This window comes from Arthrobacter sp. FW306-07-I, assembly GCF_021800405.1.
Taxonomy (GTDB): domain Bacteria; phylum Actinomycetota; class Actinomycetes; order Actinomycetales; family Micrococcaceae; genus Arthrobacter.
The window spans coordinates 3,684,808-3,700,323 of sequence record NZ_CP084550.1; the positions used below are offsets into that span (position 1 = coordinate 3,684,808).

The following is a 15,516-nucleotide window of genomic DNA, read 5'->3' on the forward strand; positions in this document are numbered from 1 at the left end:
CTCACAATACGAAAACATGAGGCCAAGCATTCAAAGATGAAAAGAGGCTGCCGTGGCTGCAGGAGAAGAGACCTCCCATATCCTCAGCGGGTTGACTAACCAGCTGCCTGATCGTGATCCGGAAGAGACTGCCGAGTGGGTTGAGTCCCTGGATGCGTTGATCAGGGAACAGGGTACCGAGCGTGCCCAATACATCATGCGGAGCCTGCTGCAGCGCGCGGGCGCGCAGAGCGTGGGTGTGCCGATGGTGACCACCACCGATTACGTGAACACGATCCCGGTGGACCAGGAAGCAGAGTTCCCGGGCAACGAGGAGTACGAACGCCGCTACCGGGCCTACATGCGGTGGAACGCCGCGGTCATGGTGCACCGGGCGCAGCGGCCCGATATCGGCGTCGGCGGGCACATCTCCACCTACGCCGGCGCGGCGACCCTGTACGAGGTCGGGTTCAACCACTTCTTCCGCGGCAAGGATCACCCCGGCGGCGGGGACCAGGTCTTCTTCCAGGGCCACGCCTCCCCCGGCATGTACGCCCGGGCATTCATGGAAGGCCGGCTCTCCGAGGAAGACATGGACGGGTTCCGGCAGGAAAAGTCCCGCCAGGGCCACGCCCTGTCCTCCTACCCGCACCCGCGCCTGATGCCGCACTTCTGGGAATTCCCCACCGTGTCCATGGGCATCGGGCCGATGAACGCGATCTACCAGGCCCAGAACAACCGCTACCTGCACAACCGCGGCCTGAAAGACACCTCCGACCAGCAGGTCTGGGCGTTCCTGGGCGACGGGGAAATGGACGAGCCCGAGTCCCGCGGCCTGCTCCAGCTCGCCGCGAACGAGAACCTGGACAACCTGAACTTCGTGATCAACTGCAACCTCCAGCGCCTGGACGGGCCGGTCCGGGGCAACGGCAAGATCATGCAGGAACTCGAAGCGTTCTTCCGCGGCGCGGGCTGGAACGTGATCAAGGTCGTCTGGGGCCGGGAATGGGATGACCTGCTCACCCGCGACACCGACGGCTCCCTGGTGAAGATCATGAACGAAACCGTCGACGGGGACTACCAGACCTACAAGGCCGAATCCGGCGGGTTCGTCCGCGAACACTTCTTCGGCAAAACCCCGCAAACCAAAGACCTCGTCGCGGACCTGACCGATGACCAGATCTGGAACCTCAAACGCGGCGGCCACGACTACCGCAAGGTCTACGCCGCCTACAAGGCCGCCACCGAATTCAAGGGCAAACCCACCGTCATCCTCGCCCACACCGTCAAGGGCTACGGCCTCGGCCCCCACTTCGAAGGCCGCAACGCCACCCACCAGATGAAAAAACTCACCATCGGGGATCTCAAGGAGTTCAGGGACTACCTGCGCATTCCCATCTCGGATGAGCAGCTCGACGCCGATCCGTACCGGCCTCCCTACTACCACCCCGGATTCGATGCACCCGAAATTGCCTATCTCCTCGAACGAAGGAGGGCACTGGGCGGCTCCGTTCCTGAGCGCCGCGGCGGACACCAGCCCGTGGAACTGCCGGATGCGAAGTCTTATGAGGTGGCCAAACGCGGTTCGGGCAAGCAAATGGCGGCCACCACGATGTCATTCGTGCGCCTGCTGAAGGATTTGCTCAGGGACAAGAAATTCGGGAACCGGATTGTGCCCATCGTGCCGGATGAGTCCCGCACCTTCGGCATGGACGCGTTCTTCCCCACGGCGAAGATCTACAACCCCAAGGGCCAGAATTACTTGTCGGTGGACCGTGACCTGGTCCTGGCGTACAAGGAGTCCCCCGCGGGCCAGCTGATCCACCCCGGCATCAACGAAGCCGGCGCCGTGGCAGCGTTCACCGCCGCCGGAACCTCCTACGCCACCCACGGCATCCCCCTGGTCCCGGTCTACGTGTTCTACTCCATGTTCGGCTTCCAACGCACCGGCGACGCCTTCTGGGCAGCAGCGGACCAAATGACCCGCGGCTTCATCATCGGCGCCACCGCAGGACGGACCACCCTCACCGGCGAAGGCCTCCAGCACGCCGACGGCCACTCCCCCCTGCTGGCCTCCACCAACCCCGCCGTACTCACCTACGACCCCGCCTACGGCTACGAAATCGGACACATCGTCCGCTCCGGCCTGGAACGGATGTACGGGGCAGAGTCCGAAGGACACGACGGCGACAAGAACGTCATGTACTACCTCACCGTGTACAACGAACCCATCATCCAGCCCGCAGAACCGGAGAACCTCGACGTCGAAGGCGTCATCAAGGGCATCTACCTGCTCGCCCCGGCAAAGGCCGCAGGACTGAACGAAAGCAGTCCCCGCACCCAGATCCTCGCCTCCGGCGTCTCCGTACCCTGGGCCCTCGAAGCCCAGCGCGTGCTGGCCGATGACTGGAACGTCTCCGCCGACGTGTGGTCCGTGACTTCCTGGAACGAACTGCGCCGCGACGGCCTCGCCGCCGAAGAAGAAGCCTTCCTCAACCCCGGCCAGCCCGCCCGCGTCCCCTTCGTCGCCCAGCAACTCGAAGGAGCCACCGGCCCCATCGTCGCCGTGTCCGACTACATGAAGGCAGTCCCGGACCAGATCCGGCAGTTCGTCCCCAACGAATTCGCCACCCTCGGCGCCGACGGCTTCGGCTTCTCCGACACCCGCGCAGCAGCCCGCCGCTACTTCAAGAACGACACCCACTCCATCGTGGTGAAAGTGCTGCAAATGCTGGCGGCGAGGGGCGAAGTTGAGGAGGATGCGCCGTCATACGCCATTGACCGGTACAAGCTCCTGGACGTCAACGCCGGCACCACGGGCGGGGCGGGCGGCGACGCCTGAGAAGCACCGCCAGGAGCAGTCGGGACAGTCTCCGTGGGAGGCTGCCCCGACTGCTTTGGCATTGGCTAGGGTGCAGCTATGAGGAACGCGGAGCATCTGAGGGTCCCGGCCAGGCCTGTCACGGGAGTACTCCTGGCGGCCGGGGCCGGGACGCGTCTGGGTCTGGGACCGAAAGCCCTGCTGCCCTACCGGGGCCGGCCGCTGGTGGAGTCCGTCGGCAATGCACTGCTTGAGGGCGGCTGCCGGGAAGTAGTGGTGGTCCTCGGCGCAGGAGCGTCTGAAGTTCAGGCAGCTGCCAGCCTCGACCGCTTCCGCGTGGTGGACAACGCGGACTGGCAGACGGGCATGGGCAGCTCATTCCTGCTCGGGAACCACGCCGCGAACCCCGGAAGCCACCTGTTGATAGCCCTTGTGGACCAGCCCGGACTGACCCCGGAGACTGTCCGGCGGCTGTTAGCCGCCCATCGTCCGGGGCGTGTCACGGCGGCGGCCTACCGCCGCGCGCCGTCCGACGGCGGGCTGCCGGATACCCGAAGCCACGCGGGCGACGCTGGCCGCGGAGACTGTGTTGAGCCAAAGGAGACCGCAGGAGGGAACGAAAACACACAGCAGGAGAACAGGTCACGACAGCCAGGATTCGGCCGCCACGGAAACAACCGCGGGCAAGCGGGCCAACTTCACCGCGGGCACCCCCTGCTCATCGACGCCTCGCTGCGCGAGGCAGTGTGCGCAACGGTAACGGGTGACGCCGGCGCGCGCGGCTTCCTGCGTTCCCATCCTGACCTTGTGGACGAGGTGGACTGCAGCGACCAGTCCAGCGGCGAGGACGTGGATACGCCGGACCAGCTGGGCCTTCTTCAGTAGCAGTCGAGCTCCACAGGCACCGGTCCACCACTAGCAGGCGACCCCAACAGCACGCAAAGACGGTCAGGCGTGGGCAGGGCAGCATTACCCTGGCTGCGTCAGGCGGATGGAGCGTGCAGGACCCACTGCAGCCAATCTTCTGCCGGGGATATCCCGAGCTGCACGAGATCAGAAAGCGCGCCAGGCGGTCCCTCCCCCGGTACCTGGTCCGCGTTGTGAAGAACAGGCCAACGGGTGGGTTCCCAGTCCTGGTGTTCGCTTGGGTAGTGCCTGCCAGCGGGTGAGATCCAGCCGGGTGGTTCGTTTTTGGTGGCCCGCGTGGGTTTCCATCCGGTGCTGTGTCGGAGTTTGTGGTGGTTCGGGCAGGGTTGTGCCAGGTTGGAGATCCCGGTGGTGCCACCGTTGGCCCAGGCGAGGATGTGGTCGGCGTCGTTGTCCAGGGAGTTGTTGCTGCAGCCCGGGAACGGGCACTTTCCGTCCCGCATCCTCAGCCAGGCCCGCATCGCCCCGGTCACCCGGTAACTTGTCCGGCCGATCTCCAGCGGCGCCCCGTCCCGCGGATCCACCAACACCCGGTAAAACGACCCGGCGCCGTTCGCGACCAGGTCCCGGGCCATCGAGGGCGGGATCGGCCCGTACCCGTCGAGCATCGCCGGTTCATCGGCCAACCCCATCAGGGAGAACACCGGAACCGTGACCAGAACCTGGGCCCGGATCGGCGAAGAGATGTCTTCCCGTCCATCCCTGCCATTGACACCGGCGCTGTCACGGGCACCGGTATCGCCGTCACCACCATCAGCTTCGTCAATCGCATCCGTGACACTGGCGCCACGGCCGCTACTGGTCCTATTGCTGCTGCTGCTGCTGCTGCCGCTGCCGCTGCCGAGGATCGCATCAGCGAACTTGTCAGCCCGCAACTGGGACATGGTCCGGGACTCCTCCGGCCTCTGCAGTGACCGGGCGACCGCGGTGAGCCGGTTCCACCCGGCCAACGCCTGCTCCGCCGGCAAACACGCGGACAGCCACGCCATCCCGTCCTGGTCCGGCCGGAACTCAACCCGCCGATCCGCCACCCCCTTGGCATGGCGCACTTCGATGCTCTCGGCGTGGTGGCGTTCCCGCCAGGTCCGGGCCTTTACCCTGAACCGATGCGCCGGCATCTCCCCGGCAGGGCACCCCCGAGCAGCATCCGGGGCGTCCGGGTCAAGGAAATGAGCTTCCAACGCCGCCGCCCCCGCGGCACCCAGGCTCGCGGCCTCATCAGCCATCACTACCGCATGACTCCAGGACAACGTCCCCGCCTGCAGCCCCGCAAGGGTCCGTGGCAACGAGGAAACAACGGCGTGCGAAGTCGCCAGGAACGAGGACGCCGCCCGCGGCCCCAGCGCCAGCACGCACCCGACCTCCGCCGCGACCGCCATCTCCTGCGCCTGCACCGGCACATCCGGACCGGCAACAGCACTGGCGCTCTCCGCGTACATCACCGCAGCCTTCGCCTTCAACCCGGCAATCCCTGCTTCAACCTCACGGGCACCGGCAAGAATGTCCAAGCAACCATCCGCCAGGCCGGCCAACGGATCAGCCACCGAAAACGACTCCGAACCGCACCAATCCACCTCGGCATTCAGCACAGCAAGGGCAGCCCGGATGTCTGCGTAAGCCTTGACCACCGCCGCCCTTCCCATGAACCAATCATGACAAAGGGGTACGACATTCTGGCTGTGAAGTGTTCAGCTCAGGCCTGCATCCCACTTTCCAGCAACTGCTCCAGCCCGCTCTTGAAACCCGCCCTGCCGCCATGCGCCGGATGCCGAATCTTGGGAACGGCCAAGCCGCTGCGTTGGAGGCTGTGCTGGGCCACATTGCCCACCGCCACGATGGAGGTAGTACCGAACAGTTCCGCCAATTCCTGCCAGAAAGGAGTCCCCAGCTTTGTCTCCGAAGGCTTGGGCGTGCGGTTGGACAAAGGCTTTCCTGGCTGGTGCGTGTGCCAGGGGAAGGCACTCCACAGCAGTGGCAGAGCCCCCACCTCTTCCAGCACCTGCCACAGCACCGTTGCCGTTGGCTCGGCAGCCACCCCTGCAGCTTCGGGCGGCAGCACGTACCCCTTGCCGGGGCCGAAAAGCCCGAAGCTGTTGGTGGGGCCTCCGAGGATAACCCGGTTGGTGAATGGCACGCCGGTGATCCGCATGCCCCGGAAACCGGGTGCCTCCCCTACCAGCAGCACCTTGGGCTGCCGGTCCAGCATCTCCTGCAGGTAGAGCTCCAGGTTGCGCCTGCGCAGCGCGTTCTCCGGGACTTCATGATTGAAGAAGTTAGTGCACGCCGGTCCGAGCTCCACGGCCGCAAGCCGCTGAACGAACGCAGAGATGCCGGGGGCCGTCATTCGGCGGACTTTTCGAGGACGGCAGCCAAACGCTCTGCTGCCGACGGATCGGCCCTGTGAAGGCGCGCTTTTCGAAGGTTCTCGCGTACGATCCAGCGCACGTCACGGTCCTGGCTGCGAGCCCACTTGGCGAGGTGTCCGAACCCAGTGACCGGTGCCGCGGCAACGGCAACGCTCCAGCAGTATCCAAGCCCCTGGCGCAGCACGCGGAATTGCTCCGACCGGCGGGATGCAGAATCCGTTCCTTCCACCACACTGGTTATCCTGTCGAGGATCTCAACCGCTTTAGTGGCATCCTCCGGAGCACCCAGCAGCCGCGGTTCACAAATCCCGGCCGCAACGGCACGCTGCACGAGAGGCCCGTCGTCCGCCCACCGTTCCACCACGGCCCACAAGGCGGGCATGTCCGCATCCCCCAGGCGCTGCAGGGCCATGGCTACCCCCTCGCGGACCCGCCAGCGGTCGTCTTCCGCCAGCGCCCGCAGGGTAGCGGCAGCATCAGAATCGCCCTCCACAAGCAGCCGGCCAAGACCAATAGCGCCGCACAGGGCAAGGTACTCGTCGGGGCTCCCGGCGCACAGCCGGACCAGGTCCGGCTCCGCTACATCGGCAAACGCCACCGCCAGTTCCAGGTTGCCCCGGGGCCCAGGAAGCCCGGACTCAGCGGTCAGGTAGGCGGTCCACTCCCCGGGCGGAAGCAATTCCAGCACCGCCCGGTAATCCGACCGTTTGCCCATCGCTGAACTCCTTGCCGCCGGCGTGCCACCGAGCCGAGTGGGTAAGAAAGCCGCCCGGGGTCCCCGTGGCGAGCGAAGTGGGGCTTGGGCAGGCGGCGAACGCTACCAGCGCGGGTGGATGGACTCGCGGAAGTAGTGGTCGTAGATCCAGCGGACCCCGTCGTCGAACTCCTTGCCCACGCTGACCGTGGCCGCGGCGGCATTGGCCCGTGCCTGATCCACGTTGCGGGCGCCGGGGATGACGGTAGTGACGCCGTCCTGGGCAGCAATCCAGGCGATGGCCGCCTGCGCCGTTGTAGCGCCGGAAGGGACCAGCTGCTCGAACTCCTTCACGGCTTTCAGGCCCAGCTCGTAGTCCACGCCGGAGAAGGTCTCCCCAACGTCGAAGGCATCGCCCTGGCGGTTGTAGTTGCGGTGATCGTTCTCCGCGAAGGTGGTGTCCTTGGTGTACTTGCCGGAGAGCAGACCGGATGCCAGCGGCACACGGGCGATGATGCCCACCCCTGCAGCCTTGGCGGCGGGCAGCACCTCGTCCAGCGGCTTGAGGCGGAAGGCGTTGAGGATGATCTGGACAGAGGCCGTTCCTTCATGCCGGATGGCTTCGAGGGCCTCGTCCGTCCGTTCCACACTGACGCCATAGTTGCGGATGGCACCTTCCGCCACCAGGGTGTCGAGGGCGTCGTAGACCTCGTTGTTGCTGTAGACCGGGGTGGGCGGGCAGTGCAGCTGGACCAGGTCCAGGGTGTCCATGCCCAGGTTCTTCCGTGACCGGTCCACCCACTGGCGGAAGTTGGCCAGCGTGTAGTTCTCCGGCCGCTGCTCCACCCGCCGGCCCATCTTGGTGGCAACCGTGACGCCGGAGCCCGGGTTGTCCGCCAGGAACTTCCCGATGGCCTGCTCACTCTTGCCGTCACCATAGACGTCCGCGGTGTCGAAGAGGGTAACTCCGGCCTCCACCGAGGCTGCGAGGATGGCCTGCGCCTGTGCCGGATCCACGTTTCCCCAGTCCGCACCGAGCTGCCAGGTACCCAGCCCCACGATGGAGACGTTCCGTCCGGTCTTGCCTAAAATCCGCTGTTCCATCCCCCGACTATATGCAACGATGCAACCCCGGGTCAGATCCGACCCCGGGTTGCATCCGCGCCAGCGGAAGTATGACCCCGGCTGGCCTAGGAAGGCACACGCTCCAGCTTGGGCACCAGCCCGGCTTCCTTGAGCCCCAAATAGATCCGGTCGCGAGCGATGGGCAGGGACGCGAAGCGCACTCCGGTGGCATTCCGGATGGCGTTGGCAAGCGCCGGCGCCACCGGATTGAACGGGCTTTCGCTCATCGATTTCGCCCCCAGCGGCCCCAGCTTGTCGTTGGTATCCGCGAAGTACACCTCGCTGCGCGGCACGTCCGCGAAAGTAGGAATGTGGTACTGCCGCAGGATGTCCGTGGTGACCTTGCCGGCGTCGTCCACTACGACTTCCTCATACAGCGTGGCACCCAAGGCCTGCGCAATCCCACCTTCGATCTGTCCGCGACATTGCCGCGGGTTGACCACCACGCCCGCGTCGGCGGCCTGCACGCTTTGCAGGATCTTCAGCTCACCGGTGCCGCGGTTCACGGCCACCCGGAAGCCGTGCACGTTGAAGGCGACGGAACGCGGGGTACCGCCCCAGCGTCCCTCGGCGGCGAGTTCGACGCCGGCATCCGCGGCAGCCTGCGCCAGCTCAGCCAGTGCCACGGAAGTTCCGTCAACCACCACGGCATCGCCGTTGAGGACGCACGCGGACGCCTGCGTCTGCCGGATGCCGGCCGCGAAGGCGCGGATCCGGACTGCCAACTCTTCGGCAGCGGCGAGCGTGGCCTTTCCGGCCACCACCGTCCCTGCGGAGCCGAACGCGCCGGTGTCGTGCTCCACCAGGTCCGTGTCCGACTGGCGCACCGCCACCCGGGACGCCTCCGTGGACAAGGCCGTGGCCGCGAGCTGGGTATGCACCGTGGTGGTGCCGTTCCCAAACTCGGCGGTCCCGACTTCGGCCTGGTACGTCCCGTCCGGCAGGAGCCGGAGGCGGGAGTGGGCAAAGTGCCCCCGCGGGGGCACGGTGTCGATCATGGAGAGGGCAGCGCCCTCCCCCACCATCCAGTCCGGGCCAAGGTCGTCCAGGCCTGCCTCCCGGTAGCGGGCCTTGCCGCGATCCAGGGCGTCACGGACCAGGTCAAGGCACTGGTCCAGCCCGTAGCTGCCGTAGTGGACGTCCTCCTCCGGATCCGGCTGGGTGGACAGCATGTGGTCTCCCTCGCGGACCATGTTCCGGCGGCGGAACTCCAGCGGATCCATGCCGATACCGGCCGCCAGTTCATCCATGGCGGACTCGATGGCGAAGATCATCTGGCTGAGTCCATAGCCGCGGAAGGCACCGGCCGGCACCGTGTTGGTGTACACCGAGTGCGCATCCACCTTCTTGTTGGCGCAGTTGTATACGGCCAGTGATTCGCCGCAACCGTGGAACATGACGCCGGGGCCGTGGTTGCCGTAAGCGCCGGTGTTGGTGGCGACGTCCAGCTCCAGGGCCGTCAGCCTGCCATCCCTGCTGGCACCGGCCTTCAGCTTGATGGTGAACGGGTGCCGGGTGGTGGTGGCGGTGAACTGCTCGGTGCGGGTCAGTTCCAGCTGGATCGGCCGCTGCAGTTTCAGGGCTGCGAGCGCCACGAGGTCCTCGGTGAGGACTTCCTGCTTGCCGCCGAACCCGCCGCCCACCCGGCCGGCCACCACGTGCACCTTGTCCTCATCCAGCCCGAACACCCGGCACAGCGTCCGCCGGACCAGGAACGGGACCTGGCTGGACGTGCGGACCTGCAGCCGGCCGTCGGCGTCCACCGACGCGATGGCCGCGTGCGTCTCCAACGCCACGTGCTGCACCCGCTGGGTCTGGTAGGTCTGCTCATGGATGAAATCGGCGGCAGCGAAGCCGTCGGCCACGTTTCCCAGCTCCGAGTGCAGTTCCGCCACCACGTTGCGGTCCGGCCGGCCAATTCGGGAGCGGAATGCATCCTTGTCCCCGTGCACCAGCGGTGCGCCCGGCAGCAGCGCGTCCTGTGGCGAGAAGACAGCAGGCAGCTCCTCATACTCCACGCGGAGCGCCCGGACGCCGGCTTCCGCAGCGCCGACGGATTCAGCCACGACGGCGGCCACCCGCTGGCCGCGGAACCTCACCACGTCATCGAGCACCCGGGTGTCATCCGGGTCGTCGGTAAAAAGCTCATGCTGCGCCGTTGAGAACAGCTGCTCCGGCGCGTCCTCGTGGGTGAAGACCGCCACGACGCCGGGAACCTGCAGCGCTGCCTCCTTGTCGATGGAGAGAACGCGGGCGTGGGCGTGCGGCGAGCGCAGGATCTTCAGGTGCAGCAGGGCCTGCTGCTGGTCCACCGGGAGGTCCAGGGTGTAGCGGGCGGCGCCGGTAACCACTGCCCGGCTGGCCGGTGCGGGAACGTCGTCGCCCAACCGGCCCGGCTCCGGATCCGGCTGGCCTTCCCCCGCGATGCCGGAACCGGGTCCTTCAGGGGCGGGATGGCCGGCGTCTCCGCAGACCGCATCGGCAATGGCGCGGTACCCGGTGCACCGGCAGAGGTTGCCCTTGAGGTTCCGGGGCAGGTTGTCCTTTTGTCCGTCGTCGAACGTTGCCGCCGTCATCACCATGCCCGCCGTGCAGAAGCCGCACTGGAACCCCTGGCGCTCCATGAACTGCTGCTGCACGGGGTGCAAGTCGCCGTCGCCGCCACCTCCAGCCGCCGCCAGCCCCTCAATGGTGGTCACCGAACGCCCCTCTGCCCGCACGGCCGGGTAGATGCAGCTGTGGACCGGTGTTCCGTCCACGTGCACGGTGCAGGCGCCGCAGTCGCCGCCGTCGCAGCCTTTCTTCACGCCGGTGTTACCCAGCTCCCGCAGGAAGGTGCGCAGGCACTGCCCGGGGCGCGGCGCCGTGCCGGCAGGGGTGCCGTTGATCTCGATGGCCATGCTTAGGCCCCTTTCAAAAGAGTGGTGCCGGGCCTTGCGGCCCGGGGCGGCCAGAAATCACCGGAAACAACGAGTCCCGGTGTCCCGTGGGGCGCGGCGAGTTCGGCCCGGATTTCTTCGGCAAGCCGGTAGGTCATGTCGCGGCGCCAGGCGGGCAGGCCGTGGATGTCGTCGTGATAGAGCTCCGCCGGGATGGCATCGTCCAACGCAGCGGCCAGCCGGTCTGCATCCGGCACCCCGTCGAAACGCAGCTGTACGGGCCGCTTGGTGGCAGCGGTGACGGTGAGCACCAGGGAGGTGCCGCCGTCGAGCCTTCCGATGAGCAGCGCCCCGGACCGGCCCAGGTTGCTCAGCGACAGCCGGCGGAACGCCACCCGTGAGTTAAGGGCCGACGCCGGCAGGTGGATACTGCGGAGCAGCTCGCCGGGTGCCAGGCAGTTCGTGGCGTCCCCGGTGATGAACTCCGCCACCGGAACCTGCCGGCTGGCGCCGCCCGGGCCGAGGATGGTGGCCGTCCCCTCCATCCCGGCGCACAGCGAGATGATGGGCCCTGCGGGCAGGGAGGTGCAGAGGTTGCCGCCCACGGTGGACATGTTCCAGACCTTGAAGGAGGCCACGAAGGAATCGCAGCACGCCCGGACGAGGTCCAGCGCCGGCCAGCTGCGGTCCGCCACAGCCGGCGACACCGGAAGGTTGTACAGCTCCGCGATGGTGCACGTGGCGGCCAGCTCGATGCCGTCATCGGTGACGGTGACGGGCGTCCAGCCGGCGTCGCCGAGGTCCAGGAGCCGGGTGAGAGGCTGGGGCCCAAAGGCGTAGCTGCCGTAGGAGAACAGGACCGTGCCGCCGGCAAGCCAGGCATCGCCTTCGCGCCATTGCGCGGGGTCGGTGGTGCGGACCACCGCCTCGATGGTGTTCATGTCCATGCGATCTCCTGCTTGGTAAGGTCTGCGTCTGCCGGGGCAGCCGGGTGATGGTGGATGGCGCCGGAAGTTTCCCGCAACGGCATGCCGCTGGCAGCGCGGTTGCGGGCAGCGATCAGTTCCGCCGTCACGGACACCGCCACTTCGGCGGGAGTGACGGCGCCGAGGTCCAGGCCGATGGGCGAATGCAGCTGGGCAATCCGTTCCGGCGGAACGCCTGCGTTGAGGAGCTCATCCACCCGCTGGAGGTGGCTCCGGCGGGATCCCATGGCGCCCACATAGGCGAGGTCCAGGGCCAGCGCGGCCTCCAGCAGCGGGATGTCGAACTTGGGGTCGTGGGTCAGGACTGCGGCCACGGTGCGGGGGTCCACCCTACCTGCCGCGGCTTCCGCCGCCAGGTACCGGTGCGGCCAGTCGGTCACCACCTGGTCTGCGGCGGCGAACCGGGGCTGCGACGCGAAGGCCGGGCGGGCATCGACCAGGGTCACGTGGTAGCCCAGCAGTTTGGCTGCCGGGACCAGCGCGGCACCGAAATCGTTGGCGCCGAACACCAGCATCCGCGGCGGGGCCAGCCGGGATTCCACCAGGACAGCCAGCTCTTCGCCCGGGCGCCCGTGCCCGCTCCGGTCCGGTGGGCATTCCCGGTGCCCTGCCTGGCGGACCAGCCCGGTGCCGCCGCTGCGCACCATCGCTTCCACCTGCAGGGCGGGCTCCCCCTGCAGCAGCGCTGCCAGCTCCGGGTGGGCGCCGAGGCTGAAGGCGGCGGGATCGGAAAGGACGACGGCGGCGCTGACTGGGGTGCCCAGGAGCCGTACCAGCGCAACGGGTTGGTCCGGGCCGAGGGCAGCAAGCTGCAGCAGGGCAGCGCGCAGCGGATCGGTGGCAGCACCGGTCCCGGCAGGCACCGGCTGGATGTGGATGGCCAGTTGTCCCCCGCAGGTGAGTCCGGCGGCGAAGGCGTCGTCGGAACTGAAGCCGAACGTCTCGTGGCGCGGGACGCCGTCGTCCATTGCCTCCTGGGCGAGCGCCACCACGGCGCCTTCCACACAGCCGCCGGAGAGGCTGCCCAGGACATCGCCGGATTCGGTGACCAGCATGGAGGTCCCCACCGGGCGCGGCACCGATCCGGTGGCGGCCAGGATGGTGGCCACGGCGAACTGTCGGCCTGCCAGCCTGCGTGTCCAGGGGCCAAGTGAAGGGATCAGGTCAAGCATGGCGGCGCTCCTTCTTCCGCGGCGGTGGTGTCCATTGTCGGTCCTGCCTGTCTGTCCTGCCAGGGGCCGGGCCGACGGTTGGTCCGGCCCCTGACGGAGGTTGGGGGCAGTGGTTGGGGCGGAGATCGGAAAAGCGGTCAGCCGCCGAGCAGGTGGTTGATCGGCCCGCGGGCGAAGTACACCAGGAACCCCGCGCTCACCACCCACATGAGCGGATGGATCTTCTTCGCCTTGCCGGATGCCGCCCCGATGACGGCCCAGCTCACGAAGCCCACCCCGATGCCGTTGGCGATGGAGTAGCTCAGCGGCATGGTCACGATGGTGAGGAACGCCGGCAGGGCCACGGTGAACTTGGTGAACTTGATCTCGCGGATCTGCGCCATCATCATGGCGCCCACCACCACCAGTGCGGCGGCGGCAACCTCGAGCGGCACCACGCTGGTGAGCGGGGTGAGGAACATCGAGCCCAGGAACAGCGCGCCGGTGACCACCGAAGCCAAACCGGTCCGGGCGCCCTCGCCGATGCCGGCTGCGGAGTCGATGTACACGGTGTTGGAGGAGCCGGAGGTGGCCCCGCCCGCCACGGCACCGAAGCCTTCCACGATGAAGGCCGACTTCAGCCGGGGGAATGTGCCGTCCTTGTGGGCGACGCCGGCGCTTTTGGCCAGGCCGGTCATGGTTCCCATGGCGTCGAAGAAGTTGGTGAACACCAGTGTGAAGACCAGCATGGTGGCTGCGAGTCCGCCGATCCTGGCGAAGGAGCCGAAGAGGTCGAACTGGCCCACCAGGCCCAGGTCCGGCGCCGAAACCAGCTGGCCGGACAGGACGGGGGTGTTCAGGTGCCAGCCGCCGGGATTGGTGGCGCTGGCGGGGCCGATCTTCATGATGGCTTCCACGACGGCGGCCAGCACGGTGGTGCCCACGATGCCGATGAGCAGGCCGCCCTGGACCTTGCGCGCCACCAGGATGCCCATGGCCAGGAGTCCGACGACGAACACGAGCGTGGGCACTGAGGTGATGGAGCCGCCGTCGCCCAGCTGGACGGGTGGACCGCCGGCGGTGGGCCGGACGAAGCCGGAGTCCACGAAGCCGATGAAGGCGATGAACAGCCCGATGCCGACAGTGATCGCGGCTTTCAGCTCCTTGGGCACCGCCCGGAAGATGGCCGTCCGGGCGCCGGTGACGCCGAACAACACGATAAGGATGCCGTTGATCACCACCAGGCCCATGGCCTCGGGCCACGTGACTTCGTGAATCACCGAGACGGCCAGGAAGGAGTTGATGCCAAGCCCGGCGGCAAGACCGAAGGGCAGGTTGGCGATAAGGCCGAAGAGGATGGTCATGACGCCGGCGGTGAGGCCGGTGACGGCGCCCACCTGGGCGGCGGAGAGCCAACCGCCGGCAACATCGGTGGGGGCGTTGTCAGCGCTGAACCCGCCCAGGATGAGGGGGTTGAGGATGACGATGTACGCCATGGTGAAGAAGGTGACCAGGCCGCCGCGGAACTCGCGGGCAACGGTGGAGCCGCGCCGGGTGATCTGGAAGAAGCGGTCCAGGAAGGATTCCGGTGCCGGCGGTCGGGGTGTTCCGGTTGCCTGCGTGGAAGTGCGCGGCGCCCGCCGGATCGTGCTGGTGCTTGGAGCCGAATGCTCCTCGTGGGAATGGTCCAGGATGGTCATCGAAGCCGCCGGGCCTAGTAGTCGATCCTGGATTCGAGCGTGTTCCAGGTGTTGAACGGCTCCAGCGGCGCCGGGGCCTGGGGATCGCCCAGCTCCAGCTTGGAGACCGGCATCAGGGAATCCCTGTCCTGGTTTTCGAAGTATTCGTAGAACAGGGCGTCGTCAAAACCGACGGATGCGGCGTCATGCCGGTCGGCGGCGTAGACAACGCGGCTTACCCGGGCCCAGAGCGCGGAGGCCAGGCACATGGGGCAGGGCTCGCAGCTGGTGTAGAGGGTTGCGCCGCTGAGGTCGAAGGTGCCCAATTCGCGGCAGGCAGTGCGGATGGCGGTAACTTCGGCGTGCGCGGTGGGATCGTTATCCGCGGTGACACGGTTGACGCCGTCGAACGCCTGCCCGTCCGCCGTGACGATCATGGCGCCGAACGGGCCCCCGCTGTTGAGGACATTGGCCGTTGCCAGCCGGATGGAGCGGGCCAAAAACTGTTCGGCCGTGACGGTGGTACTCATGATGCGACTTCCTTTTGCCGGGAAGCCTGTTGCCGCGCAGGACCAGTAAAACCAGGTGCGAACGGTTACCAGGCTTCAGCATGTGCTGTGAAGGTTAAGTTGCGCCTGGTAGATAGCTTCCCGGGTTCGGGTGCCCGCCTTTGGCAGAATTGAGATTAGCACCCGTTTGTGGGCCACGCCATACTTTTCTGGAAATTCATTTTCGCTATGTGAAATGCATGTTGCCGACTCTTCACGGCTCCTCCCGGCGCCGCGGTCACAAAAAGCCACGTTGACGCACGTCAGCCGATTTCCCTACGCTGAACCCACCCGCCCTGCCTCCAGGCGCGGCACCTGGATCAGCAGACAGGGCCTCACTGAGCTGGACTTACCGCATCCG

11 protein-coding genes are annotated in these 15,516 nt (G+C 67.2%); 2 read left to right on the top strand and 9 right to left on the bottom strand.

Features of this window, described 5'->3' with window-relative positions:
* The first annotated feature begins 52 nt into the window (after positions 1-52).
* Positions 53-2,821: a pyruvate dehydrogenase (acetyl-transferring), homodimeric type gene (aceE, locus tag LFT46_RS17115; RefSeq protein ID WP_236820467.1), complete on the top strand. Its 2,769-nt coding sequence runs from the start codon at positions 53-55 to the stop codon at positions 2,819-2,821.
* A gap of 78 nt (positions 2,822-2,899) precedes the next feature.
* The gene (locus tag LFT46_RS17120; RefSeq protein WP_236820468.1) at positions 2,900-3,685 is read left to right on the top strand and encodes a nucleotidyltransferase family protein; all 786 of its coding nucleotides are present in this window, start codon (positions 2,900-2,902) and stop codon (positions 3,683-3,685) included.
* Positions 3,686-3,783: 98 nt separating this feature from the next.
* Here the strand turns inward: LFT46_RS17120 and LFT46_RS17125 are convergent, their stop codons facing one another.
* The 9 genes from LFT46_RS17125 to LFT46_RS17165 form a co-directional block, all read right to left on the bottom strand.
* On the bottom strand, positions 3,784-5,370 hold the full coding sequence (locus LFT46_RS17125) for an HNH endonuclease signature motif containing protein (RefSeq protein WP_236820469.1): 1,587 nt from the start codon (positions 5,368-5,370) through the stop codon (positions 3,784-3,786).
* Positions 5,371-5,420: 50 nt separating this feature from the next.
* Complete coding sequence (locus tag LFT46_RS17130; RefSeq protein WP_236820470.1) at positions 5,421-6,071, bottom strand: uracil-DNA glycosylase; 651 nt, start codon at positions 6,069-6,071, stop codon at positions 5,421-5,423.
* Complete coding sequence (locus LFT46_RS17135; protein WP_236820471.1) at positions 6,068-6,808, bottom strand: HEAT repeat domain-containing protein; 741 nt, start codon at positions 6,806-6,808, stop codon at positions 6,068-6,070. Before LFT46_RS17135 ends, LFT46_RS17130 begins: the two co-directional genes overlap by 4 nt.
* 102 nt (positions 6,809-6,910) lie before the next feature.
* The gene (locus LFT46_RS17140; protein ID WP_236820472.1) at positions 6,911-7,891 is read right to left on the bottom strand and encodes an aldo/keto reductase; all 981 of its coding nucleotides are present in this window, start codon (positions 7,889-7,891) and stop codon (positions 6,911-6,913) included.
* 86 nt (positions 7,892-7,977) lie between these two features.
* Positions 7,978-10,812, bottom strand: a complete 2,835-nt coding sequence (locus LFT46_RS17145; protein WP_236820473.1) for a molybdopterin-dependent oxidoreductase — start codon at positions 10,810-10,812, stop codon at positions 7,978-7,980.
* Between the two features lie 2 nt (positions 10,813-10,814).
* Complete coding sequence (locus LFT46_RS17150; RefSeq protein WP_236820474.1) at positions 10,815-11,738, bottom strand: FAD binding domain-containing protein; 924 nt, start codon at positions 11,736-11,738, stop codon at positions 10,815-10,817.
* Complete coding sequence (locus tag LFT46_RS17155; RefSeq protein WP_236820475.1) at positions 11,729-12,949, bottom strand: XdhC family protein; 1,221 nt, start codon at positions 12,947-12,949, stop codon at positions 11,729-11,731. The genes LFT46_RS17150 and LFT46_RS17155 overlap by 10 nt, the downstream gene beginning before the upstream one ends.
* Before the next feature lie 137 nt (positions 12,950-13,086).
* Positions 13,087-14,628 (bottom strand): NCS2 family permease, encoded by a 1,542-nt coding sequence (locus LFT46_RS17160; protein ID WP_236820476.1) that lies wholly within the window; start codon positions 14,626-14,628, stop codon positions 13,087-13,089.
* Positions 14,629-14,642: 14 nt separating this feature from the next.
* Positions 14,643-15,137 carry a nucleoside deaminase gene (locus LFT46_RS17165; protein ID WP_236799624.1) on the bottom strand — a complete coding sequence of 165 codons (495 nt, stop codon included), beginning with the start codon at positions 15,135-15,137 and terminating at the stop codon, positions 14,643-14,645.
* Between the last annotated feature and the right edge of the window lie 379 nt (positions 15,138-15,516).